16 protein-coding genes and 1 tRNA gene are annotated in these 18,815 nt (G+C 55.3%); all 17 read right to left on the bottom strand.

Translation table 11 applies throughout. The features are described from left to right. Positions 1-111 precede the first annotated feature (111 nt). Positions 112-1,647 (bottom strand): magnesium transporter, encoded by a 1,536-nt coding sequence (gene mgtE, locus GCWU000342_RS09320; protein ID WP_006907180.1) that lies wholly within the window; start codon positions 1,645-1,647, stop codon positions 112-114. Positions 1,648-2,012: 365 nt separating this feature from the next. Continuing rightward, a complete protein-coding gene (locus tag GCWU000342_RS09315; protein ID WP_006907179.1) occupies positions 2,013-2,684 on the bottom strand; it encodes a metallophosphoesterase family protein in 672 nt (223 codons plus the stop codon). Further along, a complete protein-coding gene (locus tag GCWU000342_RS09310) occupies positions 2,681-4,648 on the bottom strand; it encodes a BMP family ABC transporter substrate-binding protein (RefSeq protein ID WP_006907178.1) in 1,968 nt (655 codons plus the stop codon). Before GCWU000342_RS09310 ends, GCWU000342_RS09315 begins: the two co-directional genes overlap by 4 nt. A gap of 173 nt (positions 4,649-4,821) precedes the next feature. Next, positions 4,822-6,645 carry a phospho-sugar mutase gene (locus tag GCWU000342_RS09305; protein WP_045001006.1) on the bottom strand — a complete coding sequence of 608 codons (1,824 nt, stop codon included), beginning with the start codon at positions 6,643-6,645 and terminating at the stop codon, positions 4,822-4,824. A gap of 120 nt (positions 6,646-6,765) precedes the next feature. After that, positions 6,766-7,455: a hydrogenase nickel incorporation protein HypB gene (gene hypB, locus GCWU000342_RS09300; protein ID WP_006907175.1), complete on the bottom strand. Its 690-nt coding sequence runs from the start codon at positions 7,453-7,455 to the stop codon at positions 6,766-6,768. Further along, entirely contained in the window at positions 7,442-8,242 is an 801-nt protein-coding gene (gene hypB, locus GCWU000342_RS09295; RefSeq protein ID WP_006907174.1) for a hydrogenase nickel incorporation protein HypB, read from the bottom strand. The genes hypB (GCWU000342_RS09300) and hypB (GCWU000342_RS09295) overlap by 14 nt, the downstream gene beginning before the upstream one ends. Positions 8,243-8,674: 432 nt before the next feature. Next, positions 8,675-9,280, bottom strand: a complete 606-nt coding sequence (locus tag GCWU000342_RS09290) for a uridine kinase family protein (protein WP_006907172.1) — start codon at positions 9,278-9,280, stop codon at positions 8,675-8,677. Continuing rightward, positions 9,277-9,825 carry an ECF transporter S component gene (locus GCWU000342_RS09285; RefSeq protein ID WP_006907171.1) on the bottom strand — a complete coding sequence of 183 codons (549 nt, stop codon included), beginning with the start codon at positions 9,823-9,825 and terminating at the stop codon, positions 9,277-9,279. The genes GCWU000342_RS09290 and GCWU000342_RS09285 overlap by 4 nt, the downstream gene beginning before the upstream one ends. Positions 9,826-9,917: 92 nt before the next feature. After that, a complete protein-coding gene (locus GCWU000342_RS09280; RefSeq protein WP_006907170.1) occupies positions 9,918-10,289 on the bottom strand; it encodes a RidA family protein in 372 nt (123 codons plus the stop codon). Positions 10,290-10,432: 143 nt separating this feature from the next. Beyond that, a tRNA-Ser gene (locus GCWU000342_RS09275) sits at positions 10,433-10,521 on the bottom strand. Positions 10,522-10,671: 150 nt separating this feature from the next. Then, entirely contained in the window at positions 10,672-12,159 is a 1,488-nt protein-coding gene (locus GCWU000342_RS09270) for an alpha-amylase family glycosyl hydrolase (RefSeq protein WP_006907169.1), read from the bottom strand. A 60-nt stretch (positions 12,160-12,219) separates the two neighbouring features. Further along, complete coding sequence (locus tag GCWU000342_RS09265) at positions 12,220-12,978, bottom strand: adenylyl-sulfate kinase (protein WP_006907168.1); 759 nt, start codon at positions 12,976-12,978, stop codon at positions 12,220-12,222. A 141-nt stretch (positions 12,979-13,119) separates the two neighbouring features. Beyond that, the gene (locus tag GCWU000342_RS09260) at positions 13,120-14,697 is read right to left on the bottom strand and encodes a glucose-6-phosphate isomerase (protein WP_006907167.1); all 1,578 of its coding nucleotides are present in this window, start codon (positions 14,695-14,697) and stop codon (positions 13,120-13,122) included. A gap of 48 nt (positions 14,698-14,745) precedes the next feature. Then, positions 14,746-15,672, bottom strand: coding sequence for a class I SAM-dependent methyltransferase (locus GCWU000342_RS09255; RefSeq protein WP_006907166.1), 927 nt, complete (start codon positions 15,670-15,672; stop codon positions 14,746-14,748). Continuing rightward, positions 15,672-16,088 carry a hypothetical protein gene (locus tag GCWU000342_RS09250; protein ID WP_006907165.1) on the bottom strand — a complete coding sequence of 139 codons (417 nt, stop codon included), beginning with the start codon at positions 16,086-16,088 and terminating at the stop codon, positions 15,672-15,674. The genes GCWU000342_RS09255 and GCWU000342_RS09250 overlap by 1 nt, the downstream gene beginning before the upstream one ends. 105 nt (positions 16,089-16,193) lie before the next feature. Further along, entirely contained in the window at positions 16,194-17,129 is a 936-nt protein-coding gene (locus GCWU000342_RS09245) for a 3-hydroxyacyl-CoA dehydrogenase (protein ID WP_006907164.1), read from the bottom strand. Between the two features lie 196 nt (positions 17,130-17,325). Next, a complete protein-coding gene (locus tag GCWU000342_RS09240; RefSeq protein WP_006907163.1) occupies positions 17,326-18,795 on the bottom strand; it encodes a polysaccharide deacetylase family protein in 1,470 nt (489 codons plus the stop codon). Between the last annotated feature and the right edge of the window lie 20 nt (positions 18,796-18,815).

Here is an 18,815-nt window from a genome sequence, read left to right as displayed (position 1 = left end):
TCAACACATTTTGTCCTGTAACTCCCGAAAGAAGATGAATCCCCGCAGCCTTTCATTCAAAAGGGCCGCGGGGATTTTCACCAACACTTTTTGTCCTATATCTCTATATCTCTAGTAGTGCAGCATCTGGATCAGGAAAATCCAGGCCAGACTGTAGTAAGTCACAACGGCCACCAGGTCATTGACTGTAGTGATCAGGGGGCCGGATGCGGCCGCCGGATCAATATGAGCCTTCTTGAAGACGATGGGGATAATGGTCCCCACCAGGCTGGAAATGGCCATCGCGATCAAGAGCGCCGCACCGACGCAGCCGGAGATGGCGAAAGCATAGAGCCAGGGCTCTGCCTTGGCAAAGTGCAGATAGAGACCGATTGCCGGGATCGAGAAGGAGGCCAGAAGAATTCCATTGCCCGAGCCGACGCGGAACTCCTTCCAGATCAGGCGCATCTTCTGACCCAGGGTCAGATTCTCGTCCATAAGCACACGGATGGTTACCGCCAGAGACTGGGTCCCGACATTGCCGGCCATGTCCAGAATCAGCGACTGAAAGAGCATGGCCACAGTGACTTCCGCCACAACCTTCTCAAACATGCCTACAACTGTAGATACAAACAGTCCCAGGAAGAGCAGGATAATCAGCCAGGGCATGCGCTTCTTAATAGAGGTTGGCACTGTCTCTGACAGATCCTCCTCCGCTGTCAGACCGGCCAGCTTGGCGTAGTCCTCTCCTAATTCCTCATCGATCACCTTGACCAGATCCTGCGAGGTGATGACCCCAAGGACGCGATTCTCTTCATCCAGGGCCGGGATGGAGTCCTCGGAGTAGTCCTTAATCCACTCAATACAGTTGTCAATGGACTCCTTGGCGTAGACATAGGGGTAAGAGGTAATAATCAAATCTTCCAGGCGGTCTGTCTGCCGGGCGATAATCAGATCCTTCAGGTTGATCGCCCCGTAGAAGACCTCGTTCTCATCCACGACATAAATGGTTGAAATATTGTCATTTTCCGCCGCCTGCTCGATCAGACTCTTCATGGCCCCGCGCACATCCAGATTCCGCTTGATCTCGATGAAATTGGTGGTCATGCGGCTTCCGATCTGCTCCTCGCTGAAGGACGCGACCATGGCCATTTCCCGGCGCAGATCCTTATCCATAAGGCCGACCAGAATCTCCCGCCTCTCCTGAGAGAGTAGGCGCAAGAGGTCTACCGCCTTGTCGGTATCCATATTGGAGATCATGGATATCTGCTTGCGGATATCCATCTCCATCAGATATTTGGCGGCCCGGTCCTCATCCACATACTCGAAGATATCCGACAGATCCTCAATATCCAGGATCCGATAGAGACGCTTACGCTCGGTCTCATTCATCACATCGAGGGAATCCGCGATATCCGAGCTGTGGTAGTCCATGATCCGCTCTTCCATCACCTTGGGAGAAATATTTCCTCGAATGATGGAGGCGATTTCTTCTTCGTAATTGGGCTTCTCGATATCCTCATCCTCATTGGACTCAGCCCCGTTCTCCATGCGGTTCTGAGGCTCCATATCCTCCGGAAAGACCTTCTCTTCTCCGGCAGAAGCCTCTTCCGCCGGCTGCGTTTGAATCAGCTCCTCCTGTGTGGGATCCAACTGCTTCTTCTCCATTCCAGGCTCCTTTCTCGGGCAAGAGCGGCCGGAATACGCGAGAAGAAAACTCCCTTCAATGCTCCAGAGGAGAGTGTGTCTGCTTTCGCATTCGGCGCCAGTCTCGTATGCTGCCCGCTGCTATGTCTGCATTGCAACTTCGGACATAACCGTCATCGCTCATGAGCTCACTCTCCTTTCCATACGACAAAATGCTGCTTCCTGGAATATGCATCCTCATTGATCATCCTATGACCGCTTCCCAGGCATTGCACCATCATGAAAATCCAATCTATACGTCTAACCGAGTATAACACTGTCAGTCCCAAAGAACATCGTCTATCCGACAATTTATTCGAATTTCTCCGGTATGGGAACTGCAAGCATCACTTGTTTCTCTTCCGGCTCATAGAGACATAGAGATCGTAGAGGGCGGACCCCGTCTTGCCCTCCGGCGGGTGATCCTCATCCCCCACTTCCAGCTCATAACACTCATAGGCGTTAATGATTCTGGTCCCGACCTCGTGCACGTGGAAGCGGTCTCCCCCATAGCTCAGATGGACATGGCCGTGGAGCATATACTTGGGCTTCCACCTGCGGATCAGATCATTGAAGCACGCAAAGCCCCAGTGGGGCAGGTCTTCCATGTCTCCATAGCCCTTGGCCGGGGCATGGGTCACCAGCATGTCAATCCCCCCGCGCAGGGCGATTGCGTTGTTGACCCGACGGATTCTCCTGCTCATCTCCTCTTCTGTGTACTGGAAAATGCCCTGGTTATAGCGGACCGAGCCGCCCAGTCCCAGAATCCGCAGGCCGTGAAAATCATAGACCCTGTCTTCAATGCAGGTACAGCCCTGGGGCGATTTTCTCCTGTAATCCTGATCGTGGTTGCCGTGTACATAGAGCAGGGGCTTGTTGGTCATGCTCACCAGAAAATCCAGATAGGAGGCCTTTAAATCTCCGCAGGAGATAATCAGATCTACATCGGCAAATCGGCTCTTGTCGAAGTAATCCCAGAAGGCTCTCTTCTCCTCATCGGCAATGGCCATAATCTTCATCGCGCGTCCTCTTTCTCCGTCACGGTATCGATGCCGCTGACGGCCACCAGTTCTCTAGCCTCATCCGTCAGCTCCTCCAGACTGGGAATGGAGCCTATGACATTGTCATTGAGCCAGTCCATACTGATGATCTCCCGGCTGGAGAAGCGAGGCGCCTTGGGTCCCTTGATCATCCCCTCCTGAGAGTGAATCTCCCCGTCAAAGGGATTGATATAACCCGACATAATGGCATCGACCAGACGTTCCGCGGTCTTACGGGAGTAGAAGGGAATGTGCTTGGAGAAAATCAACTCCACCGCTCCCGTCGCCATCCCCCAGTAGAAGTTGAGCGAGCGATTCTCCTGCCGATCCTTCAGAGATGCCGTCCCCCTGACAATCGGACGAAGCAGACGCTCATAGAATTTACCCCAGTTATTAAGCGGGGCGCAGAGATTATGCACCATTCCGTTCTCATCCCTGCAATAGAGACCATATTCGCGGGAAGCCTGCCTGGGGCGGATCATTTCCAGACCGGAAATCACCCGGATATCCTCTCTCTCAAGCAGCTCTTCCCAGCTGGAATTCCTGGATCCGGACCAGTCCAGGTATATCTTCACCCTGGGGTCGACCATAGCCGCCCCGATCGCGAAGGCATTGATGTCCGCCACCGCGCCGAAGATGGGGAAGTTGGCCCGATAGCCGATCTTGTGATTGTCGCTGGTCATTGCCGCCAGCGCCCCCATGATAAATTTGGCGTCATAGGACCGGGTGTAATAAGTCATTACCTCACTCGAAACCAAATTGACAGAACAATTTAAGAAGCGAACCTCCGGATAAAAGATCGCCGCCCGCTGGGTGATCGGCATCATAGCTAAAGAGGTCGTAAAGACCATCTGGCAGCCCGCCTCCATTGCCTGGTCAATGGCATTCGAGATCTTCTGTTCATCTCCGCAGTCGTCAAAGGCCATGGTCTTCACCGCCCCTTCGAATTCAGACTCTAAGGCGAGTCTTCCCAGCTCGTGCGCGTAAGACCAGGAGGACTCTTCCTTGCTCTTCTCGTAGAGGAAGGCCACAGATAAGGGGCGTTTTTGCGTATAGGCATCCCCCCTCTGCAGGAAGGAAAAAATTTTTCTGCTTCCCCGCTCCGTCTCTTCTGCGTCCGCAGTCTCAACCAAAGCGACATCTCCCTGCCCGCCGGCCAGAGTAATCTCACTCCAGATCCGATCCACCTGGCTATCCAAATATGCCTTGCTCTCGTTCGCCAGGGTCTCTATCGGATAGATCGCCAGATAGATCAGCATGGCGTCCGCCGCCGTCATATCCAACTGGTCGCCGCCGTGTTCCGTGAAAATGCGCTCAAACATGCCGTAGGCGCTCTTTAAGTCCTTAATGGCCTCTTCTGACCAGCCATGCTCCAAATCCTGTCCGCATGCCTCTGCCAGCTTGGCATAGTCCCCCTCGTGCGAGAACTCAATGGAATAGAGCGGACACACCTCATAGAAGTCCACAAACTCCTGATAACGGCGTAACTCTGCAGCTTCTTCTTCATCTCTGGGCCGTCCGAAGGGCATGATGCGGATCACATTGGCCAGAATATCCTTCACACCGGCATAGGCGCTGACAGAAACTCTCTTATTGCCCTCCTGCACATAGAAACGCCACATATACTCATAGGCCAGGATCGGCTCGCGGATCCCCTCTTCCATCTGGGAGTCATAAAGGGTGGACCATTTCTCCGCGAACTCCGTCGACGCGCCCAGAAGGGGCATGAAGTTAGAGGCAAAGGAATTCTGCCTTCCCTTGGTCATTGTACCGACAATCTTCTTAATGGGGATTTCAACCAGTCCCAGATTGCGAACCCCTCCCTGCAGAGCTCCCGGCACAAGATCCTCCAGAGACGTCAGATAAGGATACTGGCCGGAAGCCATAGCCTCTCTGACACGGCGTTTCCCCGCCTGTCTGGCATTATCATAATCATCAAGCATACGCACACCTCCTCATCTCCTCCTGCGGCTTGTCCCTGGTACGGACTTCCTGATCCTCCTCACAGACGCGATGCAAAATCAACTGATATCTGCTGTGCGGAGTGGTACCTGCTTCAGCCCCGGTCACTCCTGATTTCTGACAGACCGGCTCTGCCTTTTGCTCGAATTTACTCCTATAGAATCGACTCTGTCAACTTGAGAACCGCCTTCGCCAGCTCCTCGACTCTGCTTTTGGCAGCCGCCTCTTCTCTCTTTCTCGTGTAGAAATAGAACTTGAGCTTGGGCTCTGTACCGGAGGGCCGCATGGCAAACCAGGACCCGTCCTCCATGACATACTTGAGCACATTCGCGGGCGGAATATCCTCATATCCATCCCGGTAGTCGATCGTCTGCGCCAGGGGCAGGCCCCCGAAGCTCTCGAAGGCATTTGCCCGAAAATACGCCATGATCCGGGCGATTCTTGCCGATCCCTCCTCTCCCTTTAAGACCAGGGAGACGGGGTGGTCCACGAAATAGCCATAGGTCTGATAGAGCTCCTCCAAGACCTGTCCCAGGCTCTTGCCGCATCCGGCATAATAAGCCGCCATCTCAGCGACCAGCATGGCTGCCGCCACCCCGTCCTTGTCCCGGACAAAGGAGCCGGGCGCGCAGCCGATGCTCTCCTCATAGCCAAAGAAATAGGAGATCCCCCTCTTCTCAAGCTCAGGAATGCGGCCGCAGATATTCTTAAAGCCGGTCAGTGCCTCGTAGACTTCAATCCCATGCGCCCGGCAGATGGCCGCCCCGAAGTCAGAGGTAACAATGGACTTGATCATGGCATAAGAGCCTCTTGACCCGTTTCCCGCATCTGACGGATTCTCCCGCTCTGCAAGCATCTCGTCTATGTCCCTGCCACTGGCTCTCGTATCTGATGAGATCTCTCCTGAGCCTTCCTGCGCCTTGGGGCAGCGGTCCTCCTCAGACCGCAGGCCTTGGGCCAGATAATGGATCAGAAGGGCTCCGGTCTGATTGCCGTTTAAGAAGCGGTAACCTCCCTGTCCGTCCTGAATTTCAATTGCCATTCGGTCCGCATCCGGATCCGTGGCAATGAGAACAGCCGCCCCTTTTCTCTTCCCCAGTTCCTCCGCGTAGGAAAAAGCCTTTGGGTCCTCCGGATTGGGATAGACTACAGTAGTGAACTCCGGATCCGGATCTGCCTGCTCTTTTACCATATAAAATCCGGTAAAACCACGCTCTTTAGCCAGGGTCTCCACGGGAATTCGGCCGGCCCCGTTGAGCGGGGTATAGACCATGAGCAGATCCAGCTTCAGCTTCTCCTTCCCATGACAATAGAGCGAGGTTACATAGGAGAGGTAATCCCGATCCATCTCCTCTCCCAGCATGACAATTTCTTTTCTCTTGACCACCGGATCATCCGGCCTGGTAAAGTTCTCAAAGAAGTCATGCCTTTCAATGGACGCCTGCATGCCCTCGGAGACCTGTCCCGAGATCTGCGCCCCGTCCAGCCAGTAGGCCTTATAGCCATTATATTCCCTGGGATTATGGCTGGCGGTCAGGTTGATCCCTGCCACACAGCCCAGCCTGCGAATGGCGAAGGACAGCTCTGGCGTTGGACGAAGAGAGGGGAAATTGTAGGCCCGGATTCCGTTGGCGGCAAAGATCTCCGCAGCCAGATTGGCAAATTCCTTTGAGTGATAGCGGCAGTCATAGGCGATGGCAACGCCCCGATCGCAGACCTTGTCTTCGGGATGCTGTCTGTCATAGGACAGAATATAATCCGCGATTCCCCGGGTCGCCCTCCCCACCGTGAGGACATTCATGCGATTCGTTCCTGCTCCGCAGATCCCCCGAAGTCCCGCTGTCCCGAAGCTGATCGTCTGATAGAAGCGGTCCCTGATCTGATCCTCTTTCCCCCGGATCTGCTCCAGTTCCCGGCGAAGCGGGTCTTTGGCCGGCAGCTGATTCAGCCAGCGCTCATATTCTTCACGTGCGTTCATATTGATTTCCTCCCCTGCCGGACGAATCCTCCTCTGCTTGCTCCCCCGCTCCCAGCCGCCCAAGCGAAGGCGATCCGCATGTTCAAAAGCGGTCTGCGCAAATGGATATCCCGTTCAGCTCTAATGACTGCGCCAGGTCTGCAGCTGATCTCTCAGCCAGTTCTCCCAGGCCTCCATGCCCTCCCCGGTCTTTGCCGAGACAGGAAAGGCGCGGATCTTCGGATTCAGCTTCCTGACCCGGTCCATGCAGGCCCTGAGGTCAAAGTCAAAATAGGACAGGGTATCTGTCTTGGTAATCACAAGAGCATGGGCCCTGGAGAACATGAGCGGATACTTCAGGGGCTTGTCGTCTCCCTCCGGCACAGAAAGAATCATGACATCCAGGCCTGCCCCCGTGTCAAATTCCGCCGGGCAGATCAGGTTCCCGACATTTTCCAGGAAGATCAGTTCCTCCCCTTTGGCGCCTTCCTGCAATTTCCCGCCAGACTCCGCGGCCAGAGCCTCCAGGCTTCTTCTTGTCATGCCCGCGTCCATATGACACATGCCATCCGTATGCGCCTGAATGCTCCTTGCTCCCAGAGCCTCTATGCGCAGGGCATCCACGTCCGAGGCGATATCCGCCTCCAGGACGGCGATGCTGACATCTGTCATATCCTGAATGGTCCGGGTCAAAAGAGAGGTCTTGCCGGATCCCGGAGATGACATGAGATTGATCAAAAGCTGGCCGGTCGTCCGCATCTGCCCGCGCAGAAGGTCGGCATCCCGGTCGTTGGACGCGGTCACTGACTTGTGCAATTCAATGGTTCTCATCTGCGTCCTCCCTGATCGGCCTTTGTTCTGTCTCCTCCCCAAAAGAAGCAGCTTTGGCAAACGTATTGTCCTCCCCGGCCCGGGCAGAAGCGGCATTCCCTCTGCTTCGGCCGCGGAAGGCTTCTACCTGCCCAATCAGCCAGTCAAGCCAGGCCCCCATTCCCTCCCCCGTCTTCGCGGAGAGAGGATAGACGGCGATCTGCGGATTCAGATCAAGAACCCGCTTGCGGCAGCGCGCGAAGTCAAAGTCAAAGACCGGACTGACATCTGTCTTGTTGATCAGCAGACAATCGCTGACCGAGAACATGAGAGGATACTTCAGAGGCTTGTCGTCCCCCTCCGGCACCGACAGAATCATGACCCTGGCCCCAGCTCCGACGTCAAATTCCGCCGGACAGACCAGGTTGCCGACATTCTCCAGGAAGATCAGATCCAGATCTTCGATGCCAAGCCCGCTCAGTCCCCGCCTGGTCATATCCGCGTCCATGTGACAGGAGCCCCCGGTGTGAAGCTGGATAACCCTGGCCCCGGCCTCTGACACGGTTCTCGCGTCGACATCCGAGTCCACATCCGCTTCCATGACGCCGATCCGATAGTCATTCCTCAGAGCCTCTATTGTCTTCACCAGGAGGCTGGTCTTGCCGGCCCCCGGAGAGGCCATCAGATTTACCAGAAAGACCCCTCTCTGTTTCAGTTCTTCTCTCACCCGAGCCGCGACAGCGTTATTATCAGCGATCACCCCCTCTTTGGTCTCCAGAATTTCAAATGCCCGACTGATCATTTCCATTCGCTGTTTCCTCTTTCACCGCCCCGGCCGTTGGCCATTTCCTCTATCACTTTCCCGGCCTTCAACTATTTCCCCTGTTCTCTCAGCTGCTGTCCCTTATTCTACCCTAAGTCCCTCTCTCAGAAAACTTCCTGCGGGAGGAAATCAAGGTATCTGCGGCGGGATCCGGAGCCGCGACCCACTCTCACAGAAGACTCCTCCCAGAGGAAACCAAGGCATCCATGGCGGGATCCGGAGCCGCATTCCCCTCTCCCGGAAAGCTCCTCCCTGGAGGAAATCAAGGCGTCCACAGCAAGCGCCAGAACCGCGACCCACTCTCACAGAAGCCTTCTCCCGAGAGGAAATTAAGCCATCCACAGCAAGCGCCAGAATCGTCAAAAAACCGCCCACTCGGGACGGCTGCCATATTTTCTATGATTTTTCTTTGACCGACTATTCTTCTCTGGCCGACAGGAAAAAATCTCCGGCCCTGATCACAAGCTCCGCCTGGTCCAGTGTATGACAGTTCATGTGATAGCTCTCTTCCATGGGGATCCATCGGCTCTGAAAATTGCGCAGACCCTCCGGCCCGTTTCTCTTCTCAATCCTCGCAAGCTGCAGGAGGGGATCAATATCGTAGAAGATCTTCAGATCCGCGTAGTCCCCGTAGTAAGGGTGAAAGCTGTAGGCCCCCTCCACGAGTCGGATCCTCCCGGCCCTGACAGAAACCGCAGGCCCGTAGTCCATGATCTTACAATCGAAGCGGGTATAAGAGAAAGCGTCCTCCTCCGACAGCCTGGGAAGAACTTCGGCGGCGAAACGCTCAAAGTGAACATTTCCTCCGGGCGCGCCCAGACGCTCTTTTGTTCGAAGCTCCTGGGGCAGAAAGAAATCGTCCATATGGACAGGGTCAAGCCCCATCTCCGCTCCCAGAGCGGCTGCAAGCGTTGATTTGCCGGCCGCGGATCTCCCGTCGATCGCGACAATATAGCTTTTGTCCGCCTTTTTTCTCGCCTCTTCTTGAATCAGCGCAGTCAACTGCGCCAGATCTCTTATCACCCCTCATTCCCCACGGCCAGACCGGCCCTGGTCAGCGCGATGACAATGCTTGGAATGATCAGCAATTGGAGGACAATGGCCGGAAAGCTGCTGATGAAATAAGAGGTCACCCACATCTTCAGACTGTATCCCTGGCCCGCGGAAAAGAGGAGGCCGTGCACCAGTCCCGCAACGACGCGTCCGACCAGCATCGCCACAACCAGGCTGATGTAGAGATTCCGGTAGTTGCGCTTATTTCTGAAGGGTCCATTGATCATACGGCCGGTCACAAAGCCATAAACCGCCAACTCTACCATCATGCCGGGCAGAACCGGAGTCGGCGGCATACTGGTGACGACGGACGAGAGCAGGGGGCCGATGATCCCGGTGATGAGACCCGCCGGCCAGCCAAAGGTCAGCCCCGCAATCAGAACCGGAATGTGCATGGGACTGAACATGACGCCACCGTTTGGAATGATTCGCACCAGCATGGGCAGAATCAGACAGAATGCAATGCTGACTGCCGTCATGACCAGATTTCTTGTAGACAACAAAGACTTGTTCATCGATAGACTCCTTCATTCGAAAAGGGGCTGTGAACCCTCTCACAGTCCCTCCATGCTTCCGATTCTGTCGGTAGACGTCAAAATGCCTCCAATTATGCCTCTGCAATGACCTCAATCTCACAGAGCACGCCCAAGGGCAGATCCTTGACCGCAACGCAGCTTCTGGCGGGTTTAGAGGTAAAATAGCGGCTGTAAACCTCATTAAAAGCGGCGAAATCGGCAATATCAGCCAGGAAACAGGTGGTCTTAATCACCTTATCGTAGCTGCTGCCGGCCGCCGCGAGCACCTGCCCCACATTCCTGCACACCTGCTCGGCCTGCTCGCTGATTCCTCCCTCGATCACCTTTCCCTGCTCGGGAACAATGGGGATCTGTCCGGAAGCAAAGACAAATCCATTGGATACGTAGGCCTGTGAATAGGGGCCGACTGCCGCGGGTGCCTTGTCTGTCGCTACAAGTTTCATTCTGCTACCTCCCTCGTGATTTTGTTCATTTGAAACCAATGTTTATTTTAGCACAATTTCTCAGCAGTAAGACGCACGCCGTTCAAGCATTCCACTGTGATAAACAACAGGATACCGGCTGGCGCCGCGCATCATTTTCCCAACGGAGATGGAGGGATTTGAACCCCCGCGCCGGCAGAACCGACCTACCGGATTTCGAATCCGGACCCTTCAGCCACTTGGGTACATCTCCATATCATATAGCATCGGCCTTCCAAGGAGCCCGATGCGGGTGCTGCCATCCGGCTTCCCCCGGATGATCTCACACCCATAGATCATACCAGTCCCTGAGGCCTCCGGTCAATTCCCCTTCCACCTGTCACAAAAGTCCCACAGGCCCCGGTCAGGCCTCCGTGATCCGGTAATCCATTTGAGCCAGATCCGCTCTCAGACAGATCTTGGCCCCATCCCTCTCATGACTGAGGGTCAGGATATGGCCTTCAGAGCGCACTTTAAAATGATTTCCCTCTTCAAAGGCGGGATGCTCATTTCGCAGCCTCAGCAGACGCAGCTGCTCTTTGACCAGGGGAAGCTCCATGCGATGTCTGGCTTCCCGGGCTGTCAGGTTGCTGCGGTTAATCTCCTTGTGTCCTCCCTCTCCGGCCCGCTTCATGGCCTCATAGTCGTTGGCTCCGCCCAGGAGGTCCAAGTACCAGACCTGGGGCTTGCCCGGCATAAAGATCTGAAGTGCGCGCGCCATGAGCATTTTTCTGTCATCCTCGCCCAGGGCGGAATAATAGCTTGTATTGACCTGATAATAGATGTTCCTAGCCCCGTGCAGGTTCTTGACATAGCCTCCCCTCTTTACCATGAGGTCGATCAGATCCTGTATGCGCCTCTCCGGGAGGAGTCCCTTTAAGTCCAGCATGGGAATCCCATCGTGGCAGCCCAGCATATTGACCAGGGAAATTCCCCTCTCTGTCACTTCTTCGGCCCAGGCAGCCAGGCGGCCTCCGTCGCCGGACTCGATCGCGTCGATGACCAGGCCGGGCAGGAAGAAATCATAGACCATGTAGCCCCGCTCACCGATCTTTCGGTAGATCCCCTCCTCATAGGAGGCGTGGATCTCCGGCAGAAGCCTGAGGTCCCTCCTCTTAGCCAGGCCATGAACCCGCTCGAGCAGGTCCCAGGTTTCCGGCTCATTTAAGAAGTTCTTCTTGCCCACAGCCTTTGGGGCGTAGGCGAAGGCGTCCAGGCGGAGAATCGACGCTCCATAGGAGGCGATCTTATCCAGGACCTCCTCATAGAAGTCCCAGACCTTGGGCGAGCGGATGTTCAGATCCATCTGTCCCTGATAGCGTTTCTTGCCATTCTCCTCCCAGACCTTCTGATAGAAGGTGTTCCAGTAGGGGTGCATGCTCTGGTCGGGGAACTGAACCATGAGAATGGGCAGGCCGGGCTTGCGGAAGAACATATCCCTGATGTACTTGTCCTCGGGCTGGATATAGCCCTCCTTTGTCATAGAACCGCAGCCCTTCCAGAACTCGTTCCAGTCGATGAAGAAATCCCTGTACTCGGACTCCCTCCCCCTGGCCAGAAGATCCTGGAATTGGGGAGACATGGCAGAGGCGTGATTTAAGATGAAATCCAGCTTGAGATCCAGGCCCATATCCCGCATTCTGCGAAGGTCCGACCGGCTGGCCAGATCCTCGTTGATGTCGTAGTCCACAACACAAAAGCCCCGGTCCAGGTCCGAGTGATAGAGGCTTGGAAGCAGGTAAAAGGACTTAAAGGCCCCCTTCCACTCCTCTTCCAAAAGACTTACCGTCTCTTCCAGACAGGAGCCGATACTGTCAGGATAAGCGTTGAGCATAGGGCCGTTCTGATTCATGCAATCTCTCCTTCCGCCTGCGCCTCCCGCGTCCGCAGTCGAACGCGAACTCAGCAACTCTTACAGCAAGTCCCTCATCAGGCTCTGAAATTCCTCATGGGTCAAAAACTCTCCCTGCCTCGATACGATCAGCTTGGCCCTATGGGCCTGGGCCGCCAGCTTCTTCTGCTCCAGCCCCAGCACCATGGAGACAAAGGGGGAGTCCACATGCCCGTCTCTTGCCCTGGCCCTGCGAAATTCCAGCGTCTCCTGGGGCGTGCTGTTGAGCAGAACCGGGAAATCAACGCCCCGGATATCATCCGAGTTGGCATGGGTCCACTCCAAAATCAGGACATCAATGTCAGAAAAATCCACCTTTTCGTAAGAGACTTCTCCCGGCTTTCGCCCCATCCGCTTCATGGGAATCAGCCTGTCTCCCCTATGGAAGGCCTTCAGAATCACGTTGACCGTGTCAAAATCCTGCTCATCATCACTGCCCAGATAACGGTCTAAGGCCTCTTTGCCGCCCTCGGCATAGACCCGTTCTCTCTTGGCGTCATTGAAAGCGGGAATCCGGTGGGGATAATTATCCCCGGACATGGTATAGGCCCCGATTCCGTCCTCGTTCAGACGGGCTCTGACGATGGCCGCCACTGTGGACTTGCCCACACCGGAGCCCCCGCAGAAGGCAATCACCGTCTTCGCCTGTCCGACCTCTCTTCGGCCGGCAATATAGTCTTTGACCACAGTATAGATCCTGTCGGCAATGGGGATAATGCCCTCTGTCACAGAGATCTTCTCTCCCGGCAAATCCCCGCCCCGTATCTTCTGGTAATCCATCGCCGCCTTCCTCTCTTAGAAAAACCTCCTCACAGGCAGGTATGCAGCCTCTCTTTTGCCGCTCGCTGCACTTTTCTCAAAAGGTACAGGCAATGCGTTTTAAGAGATGTGCCGATAAAACATCCCTCCCCGCTGCTCCTCTCAGAGGCCAAGGAGCCTGGAATAGGCCGTAAGAACCCCCTGGGTCTGGCCGGATAAAACCTTCCTTGCCAGGGTCTTGCCCAGCTGTACCCCCTCCTGATCGAAGGAGTTTAAGTTCCAGACAAAGCCCTGGAACATGATCTTATTCTCGAAATGAGCCAGAAGAGCGCCCAGGGCCTCCGGGGTCAGCTCTTCACCCACAATGATGGAAGAGGGACGTCCTCCCTTGAAGTTCTTATTTCGATTCTCGTCCTCCTTGCCGCAGGCAAAGGCCACAATCTGGGCTGCCACATTGGCGTCCAGCTTCTGCTGGCTGCTGGAGCCCTCAATCGTGACGTCATTGGCCCTCTGACTCCTCTTAAAGCCGACGAACTGCAGGGGGATAATATCGGTTCCCTGGTGCAGAAGCTGATAGAAGGAATGCTGGCCGTTGGTGCCGGGCTCTCCGAAGATCACGGGGCCTGTCGGATAATCCACCGGCTGGCCATCGCGGTTGACCGACTTGCCATTGGACTCCATGTCCAGCTGCTGTAGGTGGGCCGGGAACCGGGACAGGGCCTGTGAATAGGGGAGAACCGCCGTGCTCGGATAGCCGAGGATATTGCGCTCATAGACACCGATCAAAGCGTCCAGCATATCCGGATTCTTCATGGGATCCGTCTCTTTGGCCAAAAGATCCTCCGCGTGCGCCCCCTGAAGGAAGCGATCGAAGATTTCCGGTCCGAAGGCCAGAGAAAGAACCGCTCCGCCGACGCCGGAAGTGGAGGAGTAGCGGCCTCCGATGAAGTCATCCATATAAAAGGCCGTCAAAAAATCATCGCTGTGCGCCAGAGGGCTGGTCTCTGAGGTGACCGCGATCATGTGTCTGGCAGGCTCCAGGCCCTCCTTCCTGAGCGCGTCCATGACAAATGCCTGGTTGGTCAAAGTCTCTAAGGTCGTCCCAGACTTGGACACCAGGATAAAGATCGCGTGAGCCACATCGATCCCGGAGAGAACCGCCGTCGCGTCGTCCGGGTCCACATTGGAGATAAAGTGGGCGTCCATCTGAAAACTCTGATTCGTCTTAGCCCAGCCCTCCAAGGCCAGGTACATGGCGCGGGGTCCCAGGTCAGAGCCCCCGATCCCGATCTGCACGACGCTGGTGAACTTCTCACCCTTCTCATTGCTGATCTGACCCCGGTGCACCTGGTTGGCGAAGTCCGCGATCCTCTCCTGCTCCTTGCGGTAGAAGTCTCTCTTGTTGACTCCGTCGACAACCACATCATCGCCCAGCTGCCCGCGGGTCAGCTGATGCAGAACCAGACGCTGCTCCCCCGTATTCATCATGGCTCCATTGTAGAGGGCCCGATACTTGTCGGCCAGCTGAGCCTCCTCAGCCAGCTTGACCAAAGCGAGGAGGATCTTCTGATCCACTGCCTTTGCCGCGTAGTTATAGTCAAGCCCTGCTGCCATCGGCACATGACAGGTCTCCACCCTCGTTGCTCCCGCGGCAGAGTCCAGGGTCTCCTTTAAATCCATCGGCTTCGTCTCCGCGAAAAGCCGCAGACTCTCTAACTGATCAAAATTCTTCCACTCCATGAATTCTCCTCCTGACGCACCTATGGCGGCTAAATCTTCCGGTTCCGATCATACACCTTCTCCCCGGTCGGAACAATGACTCGGGACGATGACATCGTAGCGAATCGCCTTTCCCCGGATCCGGTAAGAGGGCCTTTGTCCTCCCAGGTCCGGCCCCTTTAAGGGCCGTTTGATCACAATCTTTTTCGGTCTGGCTGAAAGAGCCGCCTGCAGCAGCTCCTGCTCGTCGGTAGCCGGGCGCTCCAGATAGTGGAGAAGCTGAAACTTCTTCTTGACCAGAGCAGACTTCTTCCGCTCCGGGAACATGGGATCCAGATAGATCAGATCCCAATAGCCCGGCTGAGCCGCGCGCATCCATGGAATCGAGTTTCCCTCGAGCAGACGCATACCCGACACCATCTGACGCAGATAGATTTCCTCTCCCTCCCTGGCTCTTGTGATGCTGTCCTCCAGGAGCAGATGAATGATGGGATCTTGCTCGGCAAGTTCGACTGTAAATCCGGCCGCGGCGAGAATCAGGGCATCCTCCCCCATTCCGGCTGTGGCGTCTAAGGCGCGCAGACCGTTGGGCCGCGGCCTTTCTTTGTCTTTTCCCGGACTCTCCGAAAGAGGCTCCGCGGTCTGCTCTTTCTTTCGGAAACGCGCCGCCTTGATCAGCATTTCGCGCTCCCAGCAGCCCGGACGAAGACGGCCCAAAAAACGCTCGAAATCCCCCTGGTTGCGCATCCCATCCGCCAGCAGAGCGACTCCCTCTTCTGAGAATTCCACAATCAACTCATCGGGACGGGCAGGGCGCTGAGCTGTCAATGTCACCAGGGGAGCGCCCCAAATTCCGGCATAGAATTCGGCCCGCTCTCGCGCGGCGAAATATGCTTCCTCTTTCTCCCGGCTGTCCTCTTCCTCTGCCCTCCCGCCGCAAAGAAAATCCCGGCGGACGGCAACCGTCAACTTCTTGTGTCCACACAGACCGGACATCACATAATCCTCAGTCTGGACAGGATCTGATCCACCCGGAGGATGGCCTCCTCCACCTGCTCTCTCGCCCGGCTGATCTTACTCTGTACCATCCAGTCGACAATGAAACCGTCAAAGAAATAGTCGGCAAAGCTCAGAAAATCACCCATGTTGATCCCGATCTCCTGAAACTCATCCACATCGGCCAGTTCCCGGCTGAAGCTGCGCAGCTCCGCCTTCGCGTCCTCAATCAGGCGCTGGGCATCGCCCATCTTGCCGTGCTTGATCATCGTCGTGAAGAAGCCGCCTCCGAACAGGTCGACAAGGCCCCAGTTTCCAGCGCTTCTCAGCTGGTCTCTCGCCAGCTCCAGCTTGTATTTGGCCCTCTGGCCCGCCTCGATCGCCTCCTGGATTTCTCTCTGTCTGTCGTAGGCCATTTCCCTTCCTCTCTGTCCGCAGGCAATGACGAAATATCTCTCTGACGAGGTCTTTTCGCGGACATTTGCTTGCCATGCATCAAAGCCGGCAGCTTATCACTGAGCTTAGTACTGATAGAAACCCTCTCCAGCATTGACCCCGGTCTTTCCGGCGTCGATCTTCTCCTTGAGGATGGCTGCGATTTTGCCCTGGGTACTGGTCGGATCCTTGGCGGCGGGATGCATGATTACAATATTATAGGCCGTTGTCAGGCCCACGATATCGAGGATCTGGAAGGGGCCATAGGGGGCTCCTGTCCCCAGCTTCCAGGTCTTGTCGATGGTCTCGAAATCCCCGACCCCGTTGGCCAGCAGACCCTCCGCTGCGGTCAAAAAGGGAACCAGCATGGAATTCAGGATGTATCCGGGCTGCTCCTTTAGAACCTTGAGGGGGATCATGTTGATCTGTTCGGCGAATTCTACCACCTGATCATAGTAGACCTGCTTGGTGCCGGCGTGCCCCATCACCTCTGCCGTATTGCTCCGGTAGATATTATTGGCGAAATGCAGGGCTAAAAACTTGTCCGGGCGGCCGGTAAACTGTGCGAAGGAACTGGGCAGAAGGGTAGAGGAATTGGTTGCAATCACCGTTCTCTCCGGCAGGTACTTGGCCAGCTCTGTGTAGAAGGCTTCCTTCTCCTCAATATTCTCGGCAATCGCCTCAATCACCAGGTCTGCGTCCTTAGCCGCCTCCTCGTAAGAGGTTGTCAGCTCGATGCTCCTGTAAGCCTTCTCAACCCGCCCCTTCAGCTCCTCAATCTCCGCCTCGGACAGATTCTGCTTCTTGGACAAACCGCGGGCATAGGCCGCGGGATTGTGCTTCATCTCCTCGAGAATTCCCAAATAGATCTTGTACAGGCGGTCTAGCTTGGGCTGACAGCGGCCGATGGAGGCCTGGCTGCGCAGCCAGATCTTCACATGAAAGCCGGTGTAGGCCGCCTGAAAGGCGATCTGGCTCCCCAGGACGCCGCCGCCCGCAACAGTAATGTTATGAAAGCTCATAGATTCTCCTCCTTAAATAAAAATATTCAATCCGATCCCTAATGAATCAATTCGATCCACTCCACGAAGCATGGACACATATTCCGCGAATTCCCCCTGTCATGGATCTTCCCTCACAGGAAGTATAACAAAGAATACCACCCGGGAGCCAGACTCTCAGGTGGTATTTCCAACAAACTCTTGAATTGCAGCCGCTTTAATTGTTAATGTGTCCGTGGTGGGCAGGGAAACTGTGCTCTGTCATGGGCAGGAAGGTGTAACCGTTCTGCAGAGCCCAGGAAATAAAGCCGTCCATGGAATTAACCGTAAAATCCTTAATATCGTGGCAGAGGATGACGGATACGCGGTTGTTCGATACGCCTCTGACGCAGTTGTCATAGACCGCCTGTGAGGTCCGGACCTCTCCTCCGTCACCGGAACTGACATTCCAATCGGCATAGGTGTAGCCCTTCTCCTTCGCCTGCTCCACCAGCTGGGTCATAATCCCCGCTGTGTACTTCTTGGATATGGCATTGGAAGAACCGCCGGGGAAACGGAAGAGATTCACCGACTTGCCCGTCTTCTCTTCAATCAGCTTCTTCATCTGATCATAGTCCGTCCAGTAGTTATCGGTGCTGGCGTAGACCTGGCTGTAGATATGCGTATAGGAGTGGATCGCAACGGTATGCCCTTCATTCGCCTCCCTGGTAAGCAGATCCTGATAGTGGGGAAACTGATTGGTTGTAAAGAAAGTCACCTTGACATTATACTTCTTCAGGATATCCAAGAGCTGACCCGTATACTTACCTGGGCCGTCATCGAAGGTCAGATAGATAATCTTGCCCTCGGTCGGCGTGTCCGTCCCCTCGCTGGCGACATCGCTCGGGGCATCCTTGCTGACGGTCACCTGTCTCGTACAAGTCGTCGTATTGTTGTGGGCGTCTGTCACCGAATAGGTCAGTGTGTAGCTGCCCTCCTTGTCCGTATCGACCGTCCCCTCGACTTGGACCTTGTCCGTAATATCCCCGTCGACATTATCCACGGCGGAATACTTATCTTCGTACTTGCCCTTTAAGGCAACACTTATCTTATCTCCGCCAACCAGGGTAATGACCGGGGGCACCTTGTCGTCATAGTTGATCTGTCTGGTCTTGGTCGCCGTATTTCCGGCATTATCCGTCACCGTATAGGTGACCACTCCGGCCTCTTCCTTCCTCTGCACCTTATCGGTGACATCCCCGTCGACAGCATCCACAGCAGAGTATCCCTCTTCCTCATAGGCCTTGCCCGGAAGGGTATAAGAATCCGGCTTGGTTACCAGGGTGATCTCCGGGGCGGACAGGTCCTTAACAGAAATAACCCTGTCCTCGTTCATGTGCCAGAGGAAGCGGTGCGCCATATAGTGAACGGTATAATCCCCCAGCTTTCCGGTATCAACGGTCCCGGTCACCTCAAGCTTCGCCGGTATTTTTACAAATCTCAGAATGCTCCCGGTCAAATAGGCCCGGGCGTCTTTTGCGTCCCATGCGGACTGATAGTCAACCGCACTGGCCCCGTCCTGCGGGTTTTTCGCTTCAATCTTCCAGCGATTGATTCCAAACAAAAAAACAAGCACAAGAAGCAATATTCCCGCCAGCTTCCAGATCAACGGGGTATGTCTCCAGCGTCTGCGAATCTGCTGTAACATCAATTTATCTCCTCAATATC

The sequence above is a fragment of the Shuttleworthella satelles DSM 14600 genome, from assembly GCF_000160115.1.
In the GTDB taxonomy this organism is placed as follows: domain Bacteria; phylum Bacillota; class Clostridia; order Lachnospirales; family Lachnospiraceae; genus Shuttleworthia; species Shuttleworthia satelles.
Note: the sequence above shows the minus strand (reverse complement) of the source record. Positions and strands in the feature narration are given on the sequence as shown.